The 22,350-nt window shown below is 44.1% G+C and carries 20 protein-coding genes, 1 tRNA gene and 1 rRNA gene; 19 read left to right on the top strand and 3 right to left on the bottom strand.

Annotation, left to right across the window (positions count from 1 at the left end; translation table 11 throughout):
- The first annotated feature begins 81 nt into the window (after positions 1–81).
- A 5S ribosomal RNA gene (gene rrf / locus RSK81_RS02295) occupies positions 82–197 on the top strand.
- 5 nt (positions 198–202) lie between these two features.
- Positions 203–276 (top strand) — tRNA-Asn (locus RSK81_RS02300).
- 213 nt (positions 277–489) lie between these two features.
- On the opposite strand, the gene RSK81_RS02305 is transcribed toward RSK81_RS02300, so the two are convergent.
- Entirely contained in the window at positions 490–1,866 is a 1,377-nt protein-coding gene (locus RSK81_RS02305) for an aspartate kinase (protein ID WP_315687330.1), read from the bottom strand.
- Between the two features lie 250 nt (positions 1,867–2,116).
- Between RSK81_RS02305 and RSK81_RS02310 the strand changes: the two genes are divergently transcribed.
- From RSK81_RS02310 to RSK81_RS02390, 17 genes are all read left to right on the top strand, one after another.
- Positions 2,117–2,908 carry an enoyl-CoA hydratase gene (locus RSK81_RS02310; RefSeq protein ID WP_247908707.1) on the top strand — a complete coding sequence of 264 codons (792 nt, stop codon included), beginning with the start codon at positions 2,117–2,119 and terminating at the stop codon, positions 2,906–2,908.
- A gap of 141 nt (positions 2,909–3,049) precedes the next feature.
- A complete protein-coding gene (locus RSK81_RS02315; RefSeq protein ID WP_002901186.1) occupies positions 3,050–3,484 on the top strand; it encodes a MarR family winged helix-turn-helix transcriptional regulator in 435 nt (144 codons plus the stop codon).
- A complete protein-coding gene (locus tag RSK81_RS02320) occupies positions 3,484–4,458 on the top strand; it encodes a beta-ketoacyl-ACP synthase III (RefSeq protein WP_004192131.1) in 975 nt (324 codons plus the stop codon). The genes RSK81_RS02315 and RSK81_RS02320 overlap by 1 nt, the downstream gene beginning before the upstream one ends.
- A 55-nt stretch (positions 4,459–4,513) precedes the next feature.
- Complete coding sequence (locus RSK81_RS02325; RefSeq protein WP_002893611.1) at positions 4,514–4,738, top strand: acyl carrier protein; 225 nt, start codon at positions 4,514–4,516, stop codon at positions 4,736–4,738.
- A gap of 136 nt (positions 4,739–4,874) precedes the next feature.
- A complete protein-coding gene (fabK, locus tag RSK81_RS02330; protein WP_002902460.1) occupies positions 4,875–5,849 on the top strand; it encodes an enoyl-[acyl-carrier-protein] reductase FabK in 975 nt (324 codons plus the stop codon).
- Entirely contained in the window at positions 5,842–6,762 is a 921-nt protein-coding gene (gene fabD, locus RSK81_RS02335) for an ACP S-malonyltransferase (protein WP_125401275.1), read from the top strand. The genes fabK and fabD overlap by 8 nt, the downstream gene beginning before the upstream one ends.
- Positions 6,763–6,774: 12 nt before the next feature.
- Positions 6,775–7,509 carry a 3-oxoacyl-[acyl-carrier-protein] reductase gene (gene fabG, locus RSK81_RS02340; protein WP_125355750.1) on the top strand — a complete coding sequence of 245 codons (735 nt, stop codon included), beginning with the start codon at positions 6,775–6,777 and terminating at the stop codon, positions 7,507–7,509.
- 64 nt (positions 7,510–7,573) lie between these two features.
- Entirely contained in the window at positions 7,574–8,806 is a 1,233-nt protein-coding gene (gene fabF, locus RSK81_RS02345; protein WP_002893606.1) for a beta-ketoacyl-ACP synthase II, read from the top strand.
- Between the two features lie 6 nt (positions 8,807–8,812).
- A complete protein-coding gene (gene accB, locus RSK81_RS02350) occupies positions 8,813–9,301 on the top strand; it encodes an acetyl-CoA carboxylase biotin carboxyl carrier protein (RefSeq protein ID WP_247908710.1) in 489 nt (162 codons plus the stop codon).
- The gene (gene fabZ / locus RSK81_RS02355; RefSeq protein WP_002896886.1) at positions 9,298–9,720 is read left to right on the top strand and encodes a 3-hydroxyacyl-ACP dehydratase FabZ; all 423 of its coding nucleotides are present in this window, start codon (positions 9,298–9,300) and stop codon (positions 9,718–9,720) included. The genes accB and fabZ overlap by 4 nt, the downstream gene beginning before the upstream one ends.
- Positions 9,721–9,738: 18 nt before the next feature.
- On the top strand, positions 9,739–11,106 hold the full coding sequence (locus RSK81_RS02360) for an acetyl-CoA carboxylase biotin carboxylase subunit (RefSeq protein ID WP_125348606.1): 1,368 nt from the start codon (positions 9,739–9,741) through the stop codon (positions 11,104–11,106).
- Between the two features lie 99 nt (positions 11,107–11,205).
- Entirely contained in the window at positions 11,206–12,069 is an 864-nt protein-coding gene (accD, locus tag RSK81_RS02365; protein WP_002901174.1) for an acetyl-CoA carboxylase, carboxyltransferase subunit beta, read from the top strand.
- Positions 12,066–12,836, top strand: coding sequence for an acetyl-CoA carboxylase carboxyl transferase subunit alpha (locus RSK81_RS02370; RefSeq protein WP_002911786.1), 771 nt, complete (start codon positions 12,066–12,068; stop codon positions 12,834–12,836). The genes accD and RSK81_RS02370 overlap by 4 nt, the downstream gene beginning before the upstream one ends.
- A 199-nt stretch (positions 12,837–13,035) precedes the next feature.
- Positions 13,036–13,584 carry a carboxymuconolactone decarboxylase family protein gene (locus RSK81_RS02375; protein WP_002911788.1) on the top strand — a complete coding sequence of 183 codons (549 nt, stop codon included), beginning with the start codon at positions 13,036–13,038 and terminating at the stop codon, positions 13,582–13,584.
- Between the two features lie 18 nt (positions 13,585–13,602).
- Positions 13,603–14,667, top strand: a complete 1,065-nt coding sequence (locus RSK81_RS02380) for an acyl-CoA dehydrogenase family protein (RefSeq protein ID WP_315687337.1) — start codon at positions 13,603–13,605, stop codon at positions 14,665–14,667.
- A 72-nt stretch (positions 14,668–14,739) separates the two neighbouring features.
- Positions 14,740–15,657, top strand: a complete 918-nt coding sequence (locus RSK81_RS02385; RefSeq protein WP_049553405.1) for a TDT family transporter — start codon at positions 14,740–14,742, stop codon at positions 15,655–15,657.
- A 328-nt stretch (positions 15,658–15,985) separates the two neighbouring features.
- A complete protein-coding gene (locus RSK81_RS02390; protein WP_049553406.1) occupies positions 15,986–19,684 on the top strand; it encodes a pullulanase in 3,699 nt (1,232 codons plus the stop codon).
- A 95-nt stretch (positions 19,685–19,779) separates the two neighbouring features.
- On the opposite strand, the gene RSK81_RS02395 is transcribed toward RSK81_RS02390, so the two are convergent.
- On the bottom strand, positions 19,780–20,745 hold the full coding sequence (locus tag RSK81_RS02395; protein ID WP_315687338.1) for a LacI family DNA-binding transcriptional regulator: 966 nt from the start codon (positions 20,743–20,745) through the stop codon (positions 19,780–19,782).
- Complete coding sequence (locus tag RSK81_RS02400; protein WP_315687340.1) at positions 20,726–22,180, bottom strand: sucrose-6-phosphate hydrolase; 1,455 nt, start codon at positions 22,178–22,180, stop codon at positions 20,726–20,728. Before RSK81_RS02400 ends, RSK81_RS02395 begins: the two co-directional genes overlap by 20 nt.
- Between the last annotated feature and the right edge of the window lie 170 nt (positions 22,181–22,350).

A 22,350-nucleotide genomic window follows, 5' to 3' on the forward strand; every position in this document is an offset into this window, starting at 1 on the left:
GAGTTTTTGTGAGATTTGATATTGTATTCAATTTTGAGTTGACAAGGCTTGTCTGAGAGGACAGGACAGTTAATTCAATAGTTAAGTGACGATAGCCTAGGAGATACACCTGTACCCATGCCGAACACAGCAGTTAAGCCCTAGAACGCCGGAAGTAGTTGGGGGTTGCCCCCTGTGAGATATGGTAGTCGCTTAGCAGTTATCCGCCATAGCTCAGTTGGTAGTAGCGCTTGACTGTTAATCATGATGTCGTAGGTTCGAGTCCTACTGGCGGAGTTTCAAAGAGGTTTTTACCTCTTTTTATTTTTAGTGATAGGATATACTGGAGACAAGGTATTCTATAGTTTTATTTATGAGCTATGAAACTTCTATTAGTTCTTAGTGTATTCTAAAGTTTGACTTTGTATTCTTTATAGTTGAATGAAAAAAGCAGAAGTTAGTCAGTGACTAGTTTCTGCTTTTTTAGAGTTTGTTTGATAAAAATGATTTCTAGGTCTGGTCTTGCTCCAGGGTTTGGGGTTCAAAGAAAGCTCGGTAAAGCGCGCGAATGGCAGCTTTTTCTTGATTTTTTTCAACAACAAACATGATAGATACTTCGCTTGAGCCTTGGGACATCATTTGAATGTTGATGTTGTTTTCTGAAAGAGCTTTGGTTGCAGTGGCTGTAACCCCGATATGACTCTTCATTTTTTCGCCGACAATCATGATAATGGAAAGATCGTGTTCGATTTCTGCATGATCAACCTCTGTTTTTTGAACAAGCTGGCGAAGGATTTCTTCCTCTTTGATAGGAGTTAATTCGCGCTCGCGCAAGATAATGGAAAGGTCATCAATTCCTGTAGGCATGTGTTCCCAACCAATATTCAAATCTTCTAGAATTTGAAGGACGCGTCTACCAAAGCCGATTTCTCTATTCATCAGGTACTTAGACATGTTAATGCTGACAAAGCCTGCATCTCCAGCAATTCCAACGACTGGTAGATGGTCCTTGCTGTGTTTATGGACAATTTGAGTACCTGGATGTTCTGGATTGTTGGTATTTTTAATAACCAGCGGGATTTTGCCGCGGTAAGCTGGAAGCAGAGCTTCATCATGGAGAACTGTAAAGCCAGCGTAGGCCAATTCACGCATTTCCCGATAGGTTAGCTCAGGAATGGAATGTGGCTTGTGAACGATGCCAGGATGGGCGGCAAAGATTCCGTCAACATCAGTAAAGTTCTCATAAACATCTGCTTTGACTCCCGCAGCAATGATAGAGCCCGTAATATCAGAACCCCCGCGAGAGAAAGTACAGATTTGTCCATCTTGAGTAACACCAAAGAAACCAGGGATAACTAGAACTTCATCAGAATTATTAAGTTCTTCAATCTTATCATAGCTGGAAGGAAGAATTCTTGCATTGCCAGGTTCACTGGAAACGACGAGTCCCGCTTCTCTTGGATGTACGTAGCTAGCTGGAACGCCATTTTGACTGAAATATGCTGCAATTAATTTAGCGTTGTTGTTTTCTCCTGCTGCAAGGAAAGTATCATAAAGAAATGCATTATCTTCAATTGGCAAAGTTGCAAGGCTTGTGATGCTTTTGGAAATTTTTTCCAGAACTTTTGGTTTCAAATCTAGTTCTGCCACCATATCTGCATAGCGGTTGATAATCCACTGTTGGTTTGGTGTGACATCATTTCCTGCAATATACTCTCGGTAATATTTAATCAGGGCATCGGTTACTTTGATATCGTCATCATGGCGTTTTCCTGGCGCTGATACTACAACAAATCGACGTTCAGGATCAGATTTGACAATGTTCAAAACTTTTTCTAATTGAGTCGCAGAAGCCAGTGAACTTCCACCAAATTTTACAACTTTCATTGGTTCTCCTATCTTATTTTAAAAATTATAACAAAATTCTGAAAATTATTCAAACGCTGTTTTTATACTATTTTTATCCAAATTATTACTTTCACACTTCAAATTTGAAGACCATCTAATTTTTCCCATTTTTTATTTCCTTTCTTTTATATTTTATGATAAAATATAAGTTGTGTATAATTTGAATATCAAATTATTTAAGAATAAAACAAAACGGCTGATTTGAAATCGGGTCGGGAATGGAGCTGAAATGACATTTAATGGAATTCTCTATCATGTAGCAGATGAGGTAGCAACGATTACTTTTAATCGTCCTGAAGTTTCAAATGGCTTTAATATTCCTATGTGTGAGGAAATTTTAGAGGCTATTGAACTTGCTGCTAAGGATGAGTCCGTCAAATTTTTAGTTATCAATGCGAATGGTAAGGTTTTTTCAGTGGGTGGGGATTTGGCTGAGATGCAGAGAGCTGTCAGTGATGATGACGTCCAATCCTTGGTGAAAATCGCAGAACTGGTGAATGATATTTCCTTTGCTATGAAGCGTCTGCCTAAGCCGGTTATCATGAGTGTTGATGGCCCTGTTGCTGGTGCAGCTGCTAATATGGTCGTTGCAGCAGATTTCTGTATTGCCACTGAAAAATCCCGTTTCATTCAGGCCTTTGTTGGTGTTGGTCTGGCGCCAGATGCTGGTGGTCTTTTCTTACTGACTCGTGCTATCGGGGTGACTCGGGCGACCCATCTGGTTATGACTGGGGAAGCTCTGACTGCAGAGAAAGCTCTGGATTACGGCTTGCTTTATAAAGTCTGTGAAGCAGAAAAGTTGGAAAAAACAACGGAACAGTTGCTGAAGAAGCTGAAACGTGGCTCTCTAAATTCTTACAGAGCCATGAAAGAAATGGTCTGGAAGAGTCTGTTCAGCGGCTGGTCTGAGTATGCAGAGCTAGAGTTGGAACTGCAGAAATCGCTGGCTTTCACAGAAGATTTCAAAGAGGGAGTTCGGGCATACTCTGAGAAGCGTCGTCCAAATTTCACAGGTAAATAATATATTGGTTCAAGGTTGCTTAATTTGTAAGTTGTTTACGAAAATATTTGAAAATCAAATTAATTTTCAAAAAAGCTTGCAAATTGCTTTTCTATCTGATAAAATTTGATTGTCAAAGTATTTTCTTAAGGAGGGTTGGTTTTGAATTTTCAGTTAGTAAATGATTACTTAACGTCTATTTTCAATAATGTCTTGGTTATTGAAGAATCGAGCCTAAGAAGCAGTCGCTTCAACGACGTCTCCATTAAGGAAATGCATACAATAGATGTCATCGGCACAACGCCAAATGCTACTCCAAGTGATATATCACGAGAATTGATGGTTACCTTGGGAACTGTTACGACTAGTTTGAATAATCTGGAGCGTAAGGGTTATATTGAGCGGCGTCGGTCGGAAGTTGATCGTCGTGTGGTGCATCTGAATTTGACAAAGAATGGGCGGCTTTTGTATCGTCTTCATAAGCGATTCCACAACCGCATGGTCATGCAGGTAGTGGATGGGATGAGTCCAGAAGAGAGACAAGTGATGCAAAAGGGCCTGCAAAATTTATATAGTTTCCTAGAGGATTTGAAATAATGAACTATGCTAAGATTAGCCAGGTGGCTCATTATGCTCCCCGTCAGGTTGTCAGCAATGATGATCTAGCCGAGATTATGGATACCAGTGATGAGTGGATTTCAAGTCGAACTGGGATTAAAAACCGCCATTTATCGTCAGATGAAACGACCAGTGATTTAGCTACAAAAGTAGCAGAGAATTTGCTGCAAAAGTCGGGAATTTCTGCTCAAGATCTGGACTTTATCATTGTTGCTACCATTACGCCGGATTCTTTAATGCCTTCAGCTGCTGCGAGAGTACAGGCCAATATTGGGGCTAAGAATGCATTTGCCTTTGATCTGACGGCGGCCTGCAGTGGCTTTATCTTTGCCCTATCTACTGGGGAAAAATTTATTTCTTCAGGCCGTTATCAAAAAGGTCTAGTCATAGGAAGTGAGACGCTCTCTAAGACAGTAGATTGGTCAGATCGTTCAACGGCTGTTCTCTTTGGAGATGGTGCTGGCGGTGTCCTGTTGGAAAGTGCTTCAGAACAGCATTTTTTGGCAGAAAGTCAGTTTACGGACGGATCTCGCGGAGATAGTCTGACCTGCGGAAAAATCGGTTTGTCTTCACCTTTTTCAGAAAAAGGTGAGAATCAACCTTATCTAACAATGGACGGTCGAGCTATTTTTGACTTTGCTATTCGTGATGTTGCTCGTTCTATTAAAGAAACCATTGAAAGCAGTCAGCTTTCAGCGGAAGATTTGGATTTTCTGTTGCTGCATCAGGCCAATATCCGTATTTTGGATAAAATGGCTAAGAAGCTTGGTGTTGCGCGGGAGAAACTTCCAGCCAATATGATGGAATATGGCAATACTAGCGCTGCTAGCATCCCGATTTTATTATCTGAGTGTGTCGAGCAAGGACTGATTAAACTGAACGGAAATCAGACAATTTTGATGTCAGGTTTCGGTGGAGGTTTGACATGGGGCACGCTTATTGTTACAATTTAGTTAATCAAGTGGAAACACATGATAAAAAATATTTTATTTTTAAAGGAGTCTATCCATGGCAGTATTTGAAAAAGTACAAGAAATTATCGTTGAAGAACTTGGCAAAGAGCCATCAGAAGTTACTCTTGAGTCAACTTTCGATGATCTTGAAGCAGATTCATTGGATTTGTTCCAAGTGATTTCAGAAATTGAAGATGCATTTGACATCCAAATCGAAACTGAAGAAGGTTTGAACACAGTTGGTGATTTGGTTGCTTATGTAGAAGAAAAAACTAAATAAGCAAGTAACTGAGAGTATCGAAAGATATTCTCTCTTGTTTAGGTAATAGTTTGACTGTCAAAGTAAAGAAAATACATCTAGCGTGTGGTAGTTTGAAATCAAGCTATTACTTAAGCAATGATAAAAGGAAGGTATTATGCAAACACGTATTACAGAATTATTGAACATTGATTACCCTATTTTCCAAGGCGGAATGGCCTGGGTTGCTGACGGTGACTTGGCTGGTGCAGTTTCAAAAGCTGGCGGTCTTGGTATCATTGGTGGCGGAAATGCACCTAAGGAAGTGGTAAAAGCTAATATTGACAAGATTAAGTCCTTAACAGACCGTCCTTTCGGGGTTAACATCATGCTACTGTCACCTTTTGCGGACGACATTGTGGATCTGGTCATTGAAGAGGGAGTAAAAGTAGTAACGACCGGTGCAGGTAATCCAAGCAAGCACATGGCTCGTTTCCATGAAGCGGGGATTACAGTTATCCCTGTTGTGCCAAGCGTGGCTTTGGCTAAGCGGATGGAAAAAATCGGTGCGGATGCAGTCATTGCAGAAGGTATGGAAGCCGGTGGTCACATCGGGAAATTGACTACCATGTCCTTGGTTCGTCAGGTTGCAGAAGCAGTCAGCATTCCGGTTATTGCCGCCGGTGGTATTGCAGATGGTGCTGGTGCTGCGGCTGGCTTTATGCTGGGAGCAGAGGCCGTTCAGGTCGGAACTCGCTTTGTCGTTGCTAAGGAATCCAATGCTCATCAGAACTACAAGAACATGATTTTGAAGGCTCGCGATATTGATACGACTATCTCTGCCCAGCATTTCGGTCATGCGGTTCGCGCTATCAAGAATAAGCTGACACGTGATTTCGAAAAGGCAGAAAAAGAAGCCTTCAAGCAAGAAAATCCAGATTTGACTGTTTTTGAAAATCTTGGAGCTGGTGCTTTGGCCAATGCGGTTGTTCGCGGAGATGTGGAAAATGGTTCCGTCATGTCTGGTCAAATTGCTGGTTTAATCAGTAAGGAAGAAACAGTCGAAGAAATCCTCAAAGATATCTACTATGGTGCTGCTGAGAAGATTCAGCAGGAAGCAAAACGTTGGGCAGGAGTAACTAGAAATGACTAAAAGAGCCTTTCTCTTTGCCGGTCAGGGAGCGCAGTACCTTGGAATGGGGCGTGAGCTTTATGATCAGTATGAGCTTGTGCGGTCAACTTTTGATGAAGCTAGCCAAGTTCTAGGCTATGATGTCCGAGCTTTGATCGATCAAGATGAAGAAAAGCTCAATCAAACTCGCTACACGCAACCGGCTATTTTAACAACTTCAGTAGCTATTTATCGGCTCTTGGCTGATAAGGGAATCGAGCCTGATATGGTAGCAGGTCTCTCGCTTGGAGAATATTCTGCTTTGGTGGCTGCGGGTGCCCTTGATTTTAAGATGGCGGTGGCCTTGGTTGCTAAGCGCGGGAGCTTCATGGAAGAGGCAGCTCCAGCTGGCTCAGGGAAAATGGTCGCAGTTTTAAATGCTGAGGTTTCTCTCATTGAAGCGGTCTGTCAAGAAGCAAGTGCTATTGGTGTAGCCTCACCAGCTAACTATAATACGCCTAGTCAAATCGTTATCGGCGGAGAAGTGGCAGCAGTGGACAAGGCTGTGGAGCTTTTGAAAGATGCCGGTGTCAAGCGCTTAATCCCGCTCAATGTATCCGGACCTTTCCATACGGCGCTTTTAAAGCCAGCCAGCGAACGATTGGCAGAAGTTTTAGAAACAGTTGAGTTTTCAGATTTTGTACGGCCATTAGTCGGAAATACTGAAGCAACTGTGATGGAAAAAGAAAGAGTCAAAGAGCTTTTGACTCGTCAGGTAATGGAGCCAGTGCGCTTTTATGACAGCATTGCTAAGATGCAGGAAGCTGGTGTGACTGAATTTATCGAAATCGGTCCTGGCAAAGTTCTGTCTGGTTTTATTAAGAAAATTGATAGGTCTGCGGATGTACGCCAAGTTGAAGATGTAGAAAGTTTGAATGCTCTTCTAGAAAAATAATGAGGAATCATCATGGAATTACAAAACAAGAATGTGTTAATTACAGGGTCCGCTCGTGGAATTGGGCTGGCAATTGCGCATAAATTTGCCAGTGTCGGAGCCAATGTTATTTTAAACGGACTAAGCGGGATTTCTGATGATATTTTGGCTGGATTTGCCGGCTATTCTGGTAAGGTCGTAGCTGTTATTGGGGATGTGTCTAAATCTGCGGATGCTCAGCGGATAGTGGAAGAAGCTGTTGCGGCTCTGGGGTCTGTTGATGTATTGGTCAATAACGCTGGTATTACACGTGATAAGCTCATGCTGAAAATGACGGAAGAAGATTTTGAGCAGGTGCTGAAAGTGAACTTGACTGGAACATTCAATATGACACAATCAGTCCTGAAACCGATGACAAAAGCTCGTCAGGGTGCTATTATCAACCTATCGAGTGTCGTTGGTTTAGCTGGAAATATCGGTCAGGCAAACTATGCAGCTTCCAAGGCCGGTCTGATTGGTTTTTCTAAGTCAGTAGCCCGTGAAGTGGCAGCGCGTAATATCCGTGTGAACTGCATTGCCCCTGGCTTTATCGCATCTGATATGACAGATGTGCTTCCAGAAAAAATCAAGGAAGCATCTTTGGCACTCATTCCGATGAAGCGTTTTGGTACTCCAGAAGAAGTAGCAGATGTTGCTCTCTTCTTGGCGGGTCAAGAATATCTGACGGGTCAAGTCATCACGATTGATGGCGGCTTTACTATGCAGTAAGTCACAATTTTTGAATATTAACGAGTAGAAAATCAGTTGATTCATCTAAATAAAGGAGCTCAATATGAAACTTAATCGAGTTGTTGTAACAGGATACGGTTTAACTTCACCTATCGGAAATACTCCAGAAGAATTTTGGAATAATTTAAAAGAAGGGAATATTGGAATCGGTCCAATTACTAAATTTGATCATAGTGAATACAGTGTTCACAATGCGGCGGAAATTCAGGATTTCCCTTTTGATAAATACTTTGTCAAAAAGGATACCAATCGTTATGATAATTACACACTTTATGCGATTTATGCTTCTCAAGAAGCGGTCAACAATGCTCACTTAGATGTAGATGCGTTGGATAAGGATCGCTTTGGTGTCATTGTGGCTTCAGGTATTGGTGGGATTCAGGAAATTGAAGAGCAGGTTGTTCGCTTGCATGAAAAAGGTCCTAAACGTATCAAACCTTTGACCTTGCCAAAAGCCCTGCCAAATATGGGGGCAGGAAATGTGGCTATGCGCTTTGGAGCTAATGGTATCTGTAAGTCGGTCAATACAGCCTGTGCATCAGCAAACGATGCGATTGGTGAAGCTTTCCGCTCAATTAAGTTCGGCTATCAAGATGTGATGCTGGTTGGTGGTTCAGAAGCTTCTATTACACCATTTGCGATTGCTGGTTTCCAAGCTCTGACAGCTCTTTCTACCACAGAAGATCCTAAGCGTGCTTCTATTCCTTTTGACAAGGATCGCAATGGTTTTGTCATGGGTGAAGGTTCTGGTATGCTGGTTCTTGAAAGTTTGGAACATGCTGAGAAACGCGGAGCTACTATCTTGGCTGAGGTAGTAGGATACGGTCATACTTGTGACGCTTACCATATGACTTCTCCGCATCCAGAAGGTTTGGGCGCCATCAAGGCTATCAAACAAGCGGTTGAAGAAGCTGAAATTGAGCCAAAAGATGTGGCTTATGTCAATGCTCACGGTACATCAACCCCTGCTAACGAAAAAGGCGAAAGCGGAGCCATTGTTTCTGTCTTTGGTAAAGATGTAGCGGTATCTTCAACTAAATCCTTTACAGGACACCTGCTCGGTGCAGCGGGCGCGGTTGAGGCTATTGCAACGATTGAAGCAATGCGTCATAGCTATGTGCCAAAAACAGCTGGTACAACAGAGCTGCCAGACTATATTGAAGCCAACGTTATTTACGGTCAAGGTAAGGAACAGGAAATCCCTTATGCGATTTCCAATACATTTGGCTTTGGCGGCCACAATGCCGTTCTTGCCTTTAAACGCTGGGAGGCTTAAAAACCTATGAATATCAATGAAATTAAAGATTTAATGGCACAGTTTGACCAGTCTAGTCTGCGTGAGTTTTCTTACAAAAATCAGAGCGATGAGCTGACTTTTAGTAAGAATGAAGGTCAGGCTGCGGTTCCAACAGCAAGTGCTGCTCCAATTGCTGCACCTTTGCAGGCTGCGAGTGCGCCTGTGATTGAGCCAATTCCTCAAGCAGCTCCGTCTGTAGAGCCAGAAACAGCTTCAGAAGCTCCGGCACCTGCTGCTGAAGGTGATGTTGTGGAAAGCCCTTTGGTTGGTGTGGCTTACTTAGCAGCTGGTCCAGACAAGCCGCCGTTTGTATCAGTTGGAGACCAAGTTAAAAAAGGTCAAACCCTGATGATTATTGAAGCAATGAAGGTCATGAATGAAGTTCCAGCACCTAAAGATGGTCTGGTTACAGAAATTCTGGTTCAGAATGAAGAAATGGTTGAATTTGGGAAAGGGCTGGTACGGATCAAATGATTGATATTAATGCAATAAAAGAAGCACTTCCGCATCGCTATCCAATGCTTTTGGTAGACCGCGTTTTGGAAGTTAGTGAAGATGAGATTGTTGCTCTGAAAAATGTAACAGTCAATGAGCCTTTCTTTAACGGACATTTTCCTCAATATCCTGTTATGCCAGGTGTCTTGATCATGGAAGCTCTAGCTCAAACAGCCGGCGTGCTGGAATTGTCCAAAGAAGAAAATAAGGGCAAACTGGTCTTCTATGCTGGCATGGACAAGGTTAAGTTCAAGAAACAAGTTGTACCAGGTGACCAGCTGATTATGACAGCTAAGTTTGTCAAGCGTCGCGGAACGATTGCGGTTGTAGAGGCGAAAGCAGAAGTTGACGGAAAACTTGCAGCCAGCGGTACCTTGACCTTTGCGATTGGCCAGTAGATAAAAGGAGCTTTCACCATGTTTCGTAAAATTTTAATTGCTAACCGTGGGGAAATTGCGGTCAGAATTATTCGTGCAGCTCGCGAGTTGGGAATTGATACGGTAGCTGTTTATTCAACGGCTGACAAGGAAGCACTTCATACCCTACTGGCTGATGAGGCTGTCTGCATCGGCCCAGCCAAGTCAACTGATTCTTATCTAAATATGAACGCTGTCCTGTCTGCTGCTGTTCTGACAGGTGCAGAAGCCATTCATCCTGGTTTTGGTTTTTTGAGCGAAAACTCCAAATTTGCGACTATGTGCGAAGAGGTTGGCATTAAGTTTATTGGACCTTCAGGTGCTGTTATGGACATGATGGGGGACAAGATTAATGCTCGGGCTCAGATGATTAAGGCGAAAGTACCAGTTATCCCAGGTTCTGATGGAGAAGTTCATACCTCTGAAGAAGCTTTGGAAGTCGCAGAAAAGATTGGTTATCCAGTCATGCTTAAAGCTTCTGCTGGCGGCGGCGGCAAGGGCATTCGTAAGGTTGAAAAGGCTGAGGATTTAGTAGCGGCCTTTGAGTCTGCATCTAGCGAAGCAAAAGCGGCCTTTGGTAATGGTGCCATGTATATGGAACGAGTCATCTATCCAGCGCGCCATATTGAAGTGCAGATTTTGGCAGATCAGCAGGGACATGTGGTCCACTTGGGCGAGCGGGATTGCTCTTTGCAGCGTAATAATCAGAAAGTGCTGGAAGAAAGTCCGTCTGTGGCGATTGGGAAAACCCTACGTCAGCAGATTGGTGAAGCAGCCGTTCGGGCTGCTGAGTCTGTCGGCTATGAAAATGCTGGAACGATTGAGTTTCTGCTTGATGAAGCCAAGGGTGAATTCTACTTTATGGAGATGAACACTCGGGTGCAGGTTGAGCATCCAGTGACTGAGTTTGTTACCGGTGTGGATATTGTAAAAGAGCAAATTAAGATAGCAAACGGTCAAGAGCTGTCCTTCAGTCAGGATGATGTTGAAATCCGAGGGCATGCAATTGAGTGTCGGATTAATGCTGAAAATCCAGCCTTTAACTTTGCACCGAGTCCAGGTAAGATTTCAAATGTTTATCTGCCAAGTGGTGGAGTGGGGCTGCGCGTGGATTCGGCCGTCTATCCTGGCTACACCATCCCCCCTTACTACGATAGCATGATTGCTAAGATAATTGTTCATGGTGAAAATCGCTTTGATGCTCTGATGAAAATGCAACGTGCACTCTATGAACTAGAAATTGATGGTGTTGTGACCAACAGCGGCTTCCAACTGGACTTAATCTCAGATCCTAATGTAATTGCTGGTGATTATGACACAGCCTTTCTCATGGAGAAGTTCCTTCCGGCTTATCAAGAGAAACAATAGATACGACATGTAAGAGCTGCTCTGTAAACTCGAAAGCCGGGGGCTCTTGCTGTTTGATGTGCCTGAGTATAAAATCTTGAAAAGGAGAAGACGTAAACGATGGCTTTGTTTTCAAAGAAGGATAAATATATCCGTATCAATCCTAATCGAGCGAGTCGGGAAAAGCCTCAAGCAAAGCCTGAGGTACCAGACGAACTCTTTTCGAAATGCCCAGGTTGTAAGCATACCATTTACCAAAAAGATCTTGGGAATGACAGTGTGTGTCCTAACTGTGGCTATAATTTCCGTATTTCTGCTCATGAGCGCTTAAATCTAACTGTGGATGAGAACAGTTTTGAGGAAATGTTCACTGGAATTGAAACCAAGGATCCTCTGAACTTCCCTAACTACCAGGAGAAATTGGCTCTTACCCGCGAGAAGACAGGGTTGGATGAGGCGGTTCTGACTGGAACAGCTAGCATCAAGGGGCATAAAACGGCTCTTGGAATCATGGATTCGAACTTTATCATGGCTTCTATGGGGACAGTTGTGGGTGAAAAGATTACCCGTCTCTTTGAGTATGCGACAGAGCATAAATTGCCAGTCGTTCTGTTTACGGCTTCTGGCGGTGCCCGCATGCAGGAGGGCATTATGAGTTTGATGCAGATGGCTAAGGTCTCTGCGGCTGTTCAGCGGCACTCTGCAGCAGGTCTCTTCTATCTGACCGTCTTGACAGATCCGACAACTGGTGGTGTCACAGCCTCTTTCGCAATGGAAGGTGATATTATTCTGGCTGAAACACAGGCTCTGGTTGGATTTGCTGGGCGTCGAGTTATTGAGTCCACGGTTCGTGAGAAGCTGCCAGATGATTTTCAAAAGGCTGAATTTCTTATGGAGCATGGTTTTGTAGATGCCATCGTCAAGCGTGGTGACATGAGAGATACACTTGCTACCTTATTAGCATTCCATGGAGGTCAAGCATGACAAAAATCACTCGGATTATTAAAGAAGCGCGTGATCAGGCTCGTTTGACTGCGCTGGATTTTGCACAAGGAATTTTTGATAACTTCGTCGAGCTGCATGGAGATCGCTCTTTTCGAGATGACGGTGCAGTGATTGGCGGTATCGGTACGCTAAACGGTCAGCCTGTAACGGTGGTCGGTATTCAAAAGGGTCGCAATTTGCAAGACAATCTGCGCCGTAATTTTGGACAGCCGCATCCAGAAGGCTACCGCAAGGCCCTACGCCTCATGAAGCAGGCGGAAAAATTTGGCCGCCCTGTGGTAACCTTTATCAATACGGCTGGTGCCTACCCTGGTGTCGGTGCTGAGGAGCGAGGCCAAGGGGAAGCTATTGCCCGTAATTTGATGGAAATGAGCAATCTCAAAGTACCGATTATTGCCATCATCATTGGTGAAGGTGGCTCAGGTGGTGCCTTGGCTTTAGCTGTAGCAGACAAGGTCTGGATGCTGGAAAACTCTATGTATGCAGTTCTCAGTCCGGAAGGCTTTGCTTCTATCCTCTGGAAAGACGGCAGCCGCGCTATGGAAGCGGCAGAGCTGATGAAAATTACTTCACATGAGCTCTTGCAGATGGAAGTGGTGGATAAGGTTATTCCTGAAAGAGGCTTTAACAATCATGAATTACTGGCTGCAGTGAAAGAAGAAATCGCAACGGAGTTGGATAGTCTGTCTCAGCTTCCTTTGGAGCAATTACTGGAAAATCGCTACCAGCGATTCAGGAAATATTAAAAAATCGAAGCCAAAAGGCTTCTTTTTCTCGTTTCGGATTCTTGTTTGGAATTGATGTGGAGCTACCTTACGAGGGAAATATATTTTAGTTTGAAAAATTGCATTATATTCTCTTTATAGGACTTATATAAAATATATATTATACAAGCCATTGGTCCTATGTTAAGATAGTTTCTAATTAAAAGAAATGAGGTTTTATATGTCAGAATTTACTATCCACACGATTGAGTCCGCACCAACTGAGGTAAAAGAAGTCCTGGAAACTGTTCAAAAAGATAACGGTGGCTACATTCCCAATCTTATAGGTCTTTTAGCCAATGCGCCAACGGCCTTAGAAACTTATCGGACGGTTGGAGCCATCAACCGTCGTAACAGCCTGACACCGACTGAGCGTGAAGTAGTGCAGATAACGGCTGCAGTTACTAATGGCTGTGCTTTCTGTGTAGCGGGTCATACAGCTTTTTCAATCAAGCAGATTCAAATGAATGATGATCTTTTGGAGGCTCTGCGCAATCGTACTCCGATTGATACAGATCCGAAGTTAGATACACTTGCTAAATTTACCATTGCTGTCATCAATACCAAGGGACGGGTCGGAGATGAAGCCTTGGCAGATTTCCTAGAAGCGGGCTATACGCATGAGAATGCCCTGGATGTGGTTCTAGGTGTTAGCCTTGCAACCCTCTGCAATTATGCCAATAATCTGGCCAACACGCCAATTAATCCGGAATTGCAGCCTTATGCCTAGTCTTTGAGGAGGTGGCAAATGACATTTTTTTCAGAAGAGTTTATCAACTGGTTGGATGACCACGCTGATCAGATTGACAAAGAATCCTGTGCAGCGGGTAATCAACTGATTGAGCGTATCGCCGCAGAAGGAGCCTTTCGGGTTGGCGTTCCAGAAGAGCTGGGAGGCCGAGGTGGCAATGATACCGATGTGATTGAAGTGCTCAAGGAGCTGGCTCACCATTCCTTGACCGCTTCCTTTATCTCTTGGGGGCAAAGGACTTTTATTGATAACATTTTAAAATCTCCTAATCCCTACTTTAGAGACCACTATTTGGAAGGGCTCCTGTCAGGGGAATATGCAGGTGCGACAGCCCTGTCCAATGCTGTCAAATTCCTGTCGGACTTAGAAGAGTTAAATGTCTCTATTGTGGAAGAAGATGGGCAGCTTTATCTCAAGGGGCGTCTGCCTTGGGTAACCAATGCTCGTGCGGATCGCTTCCTCAGCATATTTGTTGCTGGTTTCGAAGATGGGAGCCACCAGCCGCTGGTTCTGGCTGTGCCATCTGACGCAAAGAATTTTTCCCGTTCAGCGGATTTAGAGTTTGTATCCTTGCAAGGGGGAAATACAGCTGCCCTGACCTTTAATCATGTGCCTTTGCAAAAGGAATGGAATCTCGCTCAAGATGCACAGGCCTTTTTGGCAGAAAATCGCCCAGCTTTTCTAGGTTATCAGTTTGGTCTGGCTCTTGGCCTAGCAGAGAAGTCTTTGGAGGAGGTTGAAGCTAATCTGTCAGTCCGCTCTATTTTGAGAGAGGAGTGGGAGGAGCAAGTGGCTGCTCTGACTGCGATCCAGGAACAGCTCTATAGAGGTCTTCTCCAGCCTGGTTATTTTGTTGAACGTCCTAAGGAGCTCTTCCAGCTGCGAATTGATATAGTTGATGTGGTAGCTCAAAGTCTGCTCTTGGAGCTGCAGGCTAGTGGAGGCAGAGGATATTTGAGTAATTCGACTTCTGGCTTTATCCGTCGTTGGAACGAAGGAGCATTTCTTCCCATTGTCTCACCGAGTGCAGTCCAGCTGCGGCATATTTTAGAAGTTTCATAGAAATGATGGCAAATAAATGTTTGACTGTCATTGAAAAGGAACTTCAAAACATTACTATAAAGGAGTTGCTTCGTGAACAGCAAACGACCGCCCATTCTTTTATCTGGGTTGATTCTTGGCCTATTTGGCCTAGGTAATCTGTTACTGAACTACCATTCTATCTTTTTCCACTTCTTGAATGGTCTAGCTTTGATACTTTGGCTTTATCTGACACTGGCTTTAGTGCTGTCATTTTCGGACTATCGGCAAGATTTGCAAAAGGCCCCTTTCTTATCGAGCTTTGCGACTTATCCTATGGCTAGTATGCTCTTAGCTGCTTACCTAAGCAAGCTTGGCTTATTTTTGGTGAGCCAGTTTCTTTGGTATATAGCCTTGCTGCTGCATATTTTTCTAATAGCTATCTTTACTTGGAAGTATGTCCTTAAGGCCGAGGGATTATCTTTGACCCCGAGCTGGACGGTCCTATATGTTGGATTGGCCATGGCAAGCTTGACCCAGGGTGTAGTTCATCAGCCGCTTTTAGGCTATGTAGCTTGGTTTTTTGCTCTGCTACTGAGTTTGATTCTCTATCCCTTATTTTACAGAGCTAGGCGGTCACAAAGGCTGCCTGATACTTTAAAGCCGCAGTGGGCCATTTATTGTGCACCTTTCTCGCTCCTGCTGGGAAGTTATATCCGTCTGGCTAGTTCTGCTGCAGAAGGCTGGTTTGTTGCCTTGCTGCTCCTCTTATCGCAGGCCTTTTATCTCTTGGTCCTATGCCTTTTACCTCGCATTTTCCGACTGGGACCTCAGCTTAGCTGGTCAGCCTTGACCTTTCCTCTTGTCAATACAGCTTTTGCTCTGAAACTGGGACTTGATTATCTAGGTTGGACATGGCTTGTTTGGCTAAGTCATGCAGAAGCTCTGCTAGCTTTCGTAATCGTCCTCTATGTTTGTTTTTACTATACAGTCTCATTGCGAGCCAGAAAGATAACAAAAAATCCGAGATGATACTCTTTGAAAATCTGTTTTTGATTTTCTCTGAGTTGAACTCGGATTTTTTTAATTTTAGCAAAATAAGTCTGCATTCAGACCTAGTGATAAGGGAAATGTTGTGTACAAGTCATCCGTTTTTAAGGTGGGGCATGACTGTCAAAGCTCGTTTAAACCAGAAATAGCTCATCCTAATCATCAAATTCCGCACAGAGAGCGTGAAGTATCTGAGTGAGAAAAACTCTTCTTGAAAGCCTTTACAACTTGAAAAAGAATCGGTATAATAAATACAGAAAACGTTTGCATAGATGTTCTCTATAAGAAAAAATAAAGGAGTTTTCTGTTTATGAAAAATAACTATCGCCTACAGTCTCAGATGGGCGAAAAGCGTCATTATTTTGGCATCCGTCGTTTAAAAGTAGGAGTAGCCTCTGTTGTCATTGCCTCAGGTTTCCTCCTGGGAAATGCTCAGCTAGTCCAAGCGGATGAGGCGAGCACAGCCACCAGCCCTGCAATAGAAGTAGTCTCTGATGCAGATGCGGCAGCCCTCCCTAAGTCAGCAGATGAGGAAAAAACTGGAGAGGCAGATAGTTCAGGAGTGGGTGCTTCAGAGCAGGCTGCTCCAACTGGTGTGCAAGCAGATCAAGCTCCAGCTGGTGCAGGTTCAGAAGCAACTAGTCAAGATGCTGCAAATCCAAGTGAAAAAGACAAGCAAGAACCAGTTAGTCAGCCGCAGGCTTCGGCGAAAGATGCTATCGCAGAAGGCAATATTCGATTTCATTTCAAAACCCTGCCTTCACAAAATCTAGACAGCTTGGGCTTGTGGACTTGGGATGATGTTGAGACACCTTCTAGTCAAAAGGGAGCTTGGCCAACCGGAGCAACTAGCTTTGCGACTGCTAAAGAAGATGACTACGGCTATTATCTTGATGTTAAAATGGCTGAGAAAAGAAGCAAAATCAGCCTTCTAATCAATAATACAGCAGGGCAAAATATTACAGGTGACAAGACGGTCGAGCTACTCAGTCCTCAGATGAATGAGATTTGGTTTGACACAGACTATCAACCTCATACTTACGAGCCTTTGAAAAAAGGTATGGTTCGAATCAACTACTATCGTACAGACGGCCAGTATGATAAGAAGTCGCTCTGGCTCTGGGGAGATGTCCAAAATCCAAGTAAGAATTGGCCTGACGGAGTGAACTTTGAGAAGACTGGGAAATATGGCCGCTATGTAGATGTTCCCTTGAAGGATGCTGCTAAGACGATTGGCTTCTTACTTTTAGACGAAAGCAAATCAGGAGATGATGTGAAGATTCAAAATCAGGATTATAATTTCACGAATTTGGAGAAAAACAGCCAAATTTTCTTGCGTGATGCGGATCCGACAGTTTATACCAACCCTTACTTTGCCAATGATATTCGTATGACGGGAGCCCAGCATATTGGCTTGACTGAGATTGAGGCCAGCTTTTCTACCTTAGAAAGTGCTAAAAAAGAGGACATTTTAAAGAACTTAAAGATTACAGACAAAGATGGCCATGAAGTCGCTGTTAAAGATGTGGTTCTGGCTCCTGAGACCAAAAGCGCCAAATTCATCGGTGATTTTAACCAAGCTCAGTCACCTTATCTTATCAAATATGGCAATGACCAATTCAAAACCAGCATGAACTGGCAGCTGAAGGATAGTATCTACAAGTATGATGGTGATTTGGGAGCTCGTGTTTCTCAAGCGGGCAAACAAGTGGACCTAACTTTCTGGTCACCAAGTGCGGACCAAGTTGATTTGGTAGTCTACGACAAAGAGGATCAGAACAAGGTCATTGGACGCCTGGCTATGCAGAAAGGTGCGTCTGGCACATGGACTAGCAGCTTGACGCCTGAGAGCGGCCTAGGGATTTCTGACTATCGTGGATATTTCTATCATTATGAAATTACTCGTGGCGGTAAAAAGTTTCTTGTGCTGGATCCTTATGCCAAGTCTTTAGCCGCTTGGAACAGTGAAGATACAGACAAGGGAGGTGCCTACAAGATTGCCAAGGCAGCCTTTGTAGATCCAAGTGAATATGGACCGAAAGACCTGACCTATGCTACTATTCCGAACTTTAAGAAGCGGGAAGATGCCTTGATTTATGAGGCTCACGTTCGTGATTTCACCTCTGATCCGGCTATTTCAAAGGATTTGAAATCTCAATTTGGAACCTTCTCAGCTTTCATTGAGAAATTGGATTATTTGAAAGAATTGGGAGTGACCCACGTTCAGCTCTTGCCGGTTCTAAGTTATTACTTTGTAAATGAGCTGAAAAATGCTGAGCGTATGGACAAGTACGCTTCCAGCAACAGCAACTATAACTGGGGCTATGACCCGCAAAACTACTTCTCGCTGACAGGTATGTACTCCAGTGCGCCGACAGATCCAGCCAAGCGCATTGAGGAATTCAAAAATCTTGTCAATGAAATTCATAAGCGCGGCATGGGCGTTATCATGGATGTGGTCTATAATCATACGGCTAAAACCTCTATCTTTGAGGATTTGGAGCCCAATTACTACCACTTTATGGATGCGGATGGTACACCGAGATCCAGCTTTGGTGGCGGCCGCTTGGGTACTACTCACTATATGAGCAGACGGGTCTTGGTGGATTCGATCAAGTACCTGACAGAGCAGTACAAGGTAGATGGTTTCCGCTTTGATATGATGGGGGACCATGATGCTGAGTCCATCCAAAAAGCTTTTGAAGAAGCCAAGAAGCTGAATCCAAATCTCATTATGCTGGGTGAGGGCTGGAAGACTTATGCAGGTGATGAAAATAAAGCTGTCCAGCCGGCTGACCAATCTTGGATGAAGTCAACAGACACGGTAGCAGTCTTCTCAGATGATATTCGCAATACCTTGAAATCAGGTTATCCAAATGAGGGAACACCAGCCTTTATCACCGGTGGCAAACGCAGTGTGGAAAATGTCTTTAAAAACATCAAGGCGCAGCCAACCAATTTTGAGGCGGATAGCCCAGGAGATGTGATCCAATACATCGCAGCCCATGATAATCTGACGCTCTTTGATATCATTGCTCAGTCAATCAAGAAAGATCCGGCAGTGGCTGCCAATTATCAAGAGATTCATCGCCGCCTGCGTCTGGGAAATCTGATGATTCTGACTTCGCAAGGGACACCATTTATCCACTCTGGTCAAGAGTACGGCCGGACCAAGCAATTCCGCGATCCTGCCTACAAATATCCTGTCTCTGAAGACAAGGTTCCAAATAAAGCGCATTTGTTGACCAATGAAGACGGCACGCCGTTTGACTATCCGTACTTCATTCATGATTCTTATGATTCGAGCGACGCGGTCAACCACTTTGACTGGACCAAGGCGACTGATTCGGAGAAATTCCCTGAAAATGCCAAGAGTCGTGCCTATATGAAAGGCTTGATTGCCTTGCGGAAATCAACGGATGCCTTTACCCGCAGCTCCAAAGATGAAGTGGAGCAAAATGTGACCCTCATCACCCAGCCTGGCAAGGATGGTGTTGAGAAAGAAGACCTTGTTCTCGGCTACCAAGTGGTTGCGTCGAATGGCGATATTTATGCTGTCTTTGTCAATGCGGACACCAAGGAACGACAATTTAACTTTGGTGAAGCCTACAAGCATCTAGCAGGTGCAGAGGTTGTGGCAGATGGCAATACCGCAGGAGTGACTGCCATTTCTGATCCAGCAGGTGTCACCAGAAACAGCAATGGTTTAGCCCTAGCTCCGCTGACAGCGACTATTTTGCGACTTCGAAAAGTGACCCCAGCTCAGGAAGAAAAATCTCAAGCTCCAGTAGCTCAAAAAGAGCAGCTGTCTGCCCCTTCTGCAGCCAACGCTCAGCCTCAGGCTTTATCCTTGGATGGGCAAAAAACTCAGGCTTCAGAAGTAAAAGAAGCAGCTATCCAAACAGAAAAAGCCTTGCCAAAAACCGGAACAAGCACTTCCCTGCTGGCACTTTTAGGTGGCTTCCTTGCTTTCCTGGCCGGTTTGTTAACCTTTAGAAAGAAAGAGTAATAATTGATTATTGCCCTGTGAGAAATTTTTTAGACTATGGCTAAATAAAGACGACTTCCAATAATGGATGTCGTCTTTGCTTGCTTATATCTGTGTTAAACACTCTTACCAGGTAAGAGACTGACTGGCAGGAAATAGCCAGTTGTTTGGACTTCTTGGCCGGCAATTTTTTTGAGGAGTAGGTCTACAGAGAGACGGGCAATATCTTTCAGTGGCTGCTTGATCGTTGCTAGCTGCGGGTAGTAGTTTTCCACAAAGTAGGTGCCATCGTAGCCGATGATTTTCAAATCTTCAGGGATCTGGATGTTCAGCTCCTGTGCGACCTTTATAATTAAAATGGCTGTCAGATCGTCTGATGTAAAAATGCCATCAGGTTTGGTCTGAGTCAGAATTTGCTTGATTTCCATCTCCTTGCGGACGGGAGAAAAATCACTGGATACATTGATAATTGGTGCGTCCGGCAGGACGGAAGCAAAGCCAGCATGGCGCAGGCCGGTTGGTGAGTTGGAATTGTCATTACCAGTAATCATGATGATGTTTTGAGCTCCAGCCTTGACCAAGGTCTGAGCCGCTAGCACTCCGCCACCATAGTTGTCTGAGGAGACGACAGGGATATCCGGCGAAAGATTGCGGTCAAAGGCAATGATTGGAGCGGTCACGCGATTGTAGTCCTCGATGCCTAGATTGTGGCTGCCAGAAATGATGCCGTCCACCTGGTTGGCTTCTAACATCTCAAGGTATTCACGCTCCTTGTCAGAATCATGCTCACTATTGCAGATGATGGTTTTATAGCCCTGTTTAAAGAGCTCATGCTCCAGCTTGTCAATCAATTCTGCATAAAAGACATTGCTGATATTAGGGAAAATGAGTCCAATTAGCTGGGCTGATTTACCTTGGAGGCTACGCGCCAGATTGTTAGGCTTGTAAGCCAACTCTCGCATGGCTGCCTCAACCTTGGAAATCGTTTTGTCAGATAAGTAGCCTTTTCTGTTGATGACGCGGGAAACAGTTGTGGGGCTGACTCCTGCAAGTTTTGCTACATCAGTTAGCTTTGCGACCATAATCTAATTCATAGTAAGTACCGGTTGGATTACCCTTGGTAATGGCAATGCCAGTCTGGTCTTCTCTCGGGAAGACACGGCCGGAAAATACTTTCTCTCCTTTATTGATGAAAATTTCAAAAATCGATTTATCGATGAAGATAGTAGCGATTGTTGCTTCTTTGTCAATATCACAGCTTCGGCTGGTTCCAAAGTCCAGAGCGAATGGCTCACCTGCCAGACTACGATCAACCGTTACTAGACCTGCTTTGAGGTCAAAATTGATGCGTAGGCCCTTGCCATCCTTGTCCGCAAAGAGGATGATTTCGTGTTCGGTGTCTGCAGTGAGATTCAGATCTAGTTCGTAGCTGTTCTTGCTTTCTGCTAAAGCAGTGAAAGGCTGTTCCTCTGTTCGTAAGTCCTTGATAGCAGGCACTGGGTACTGGTAGAGCTTGCCGTCTTTCAGGGTTAATTCCTTGACGAGGGAGAAGGCTCCTTGATGGTCGAAGCGGTCAGATGGGTATTCCACATCGGGCAAACCTAGCCAGCTGACAGCGAGTGCACGACCGTCAGGCGCGTTAAAAGCTTGGGTCGCGTAGCAGTCGAAGCCGTAGTCCAGATTTTGGATAGGGCTAGGATTAATCATAGCAACTTTGTTTGTGTCAAACGATTGACCTATTTTATACATGTTTGGATAAATGTTGCCATATTCCAGTACATCCTTAGACAAGCCTTGAGGGCAATAGAGCAGGATTGGCTGGTCGTTGATCAAGACTAGATTAGGACACTCCATCATATAGGCTGTCTTGTCATTGGCGAAGTCCAAATCGCCGACGACTTCCCAGTTGCTATAGTCATTATCAACAGCTTTGTAAAGCTTGATATATCCTTGTTTATCTAGGTTTTGCCCACCGACAATGGCATAGAATTGCCCTTTGTAGTTGAAAATCTGTGGATCACGGAAGTGGTCAGTCGCTTCAGCAGGTTGTTCAATCAAGACCTTGTCAATTTTTTCCAGCTTGCCTGATTTATCTAATAAGGCACCGATTTGATATGGGTGACGCACCCAGTTCTCGTCACGAACATTGCCAGTGTAGAAGAGAAAGAGCTTATCGTCAAACTGCATGGCAGAGCCCGAGTAGGCACCGTGGCTGTCCAGAGGAGTATCTGGCAGCACCCGAAGGCCAGTTTCCGTGAAGTGAACTAGGTCATTGCTTTCCATCTGGACCCAGCACTTGAGGCCGTGAGCTGCTCCGAAAGGAAAGTTTTGGTAGAAAACCACCCACTTGCCGTCAAAATAAGAAAAGCCATTGGGGTCATTGAGGAGACCTGTCTGAGGCTCTACATGATAGTTAGCCCGCCAAGGAGATTTAGCGATGTTTTCTTTGATGTGCTGTAGCTCTTCCTGAGTCCAGTCTTCATAGCGTTTGTAGCGTTTTTCAGTCGTCCAAGCCAATCTTTTGTCCTCCGAATCATATTATTTCTTATTACTATAGTAAACGTTTTCCGATGAAAAATCAACATTTAACAGTGAAAAAATATTTTTTCTGCAAAACGCTTGACATATTTTTGAATCATGGTAAAATAATATTCGTAAAGGCGATAAAATCGCTTTCAAAAAAGTTA

Source organism: Streptococcus sp. DTU_2020_1000888_1_SI_GRL_NUU_041A (assembly GCF_032387735.1).
Taxonomy (GTDB): domain Bacteria; phylum Bacillota; class Bacilli; order Lactobacillales; family Streptococcaceae; genus Streptococcus; species Streptococcus sanguinis.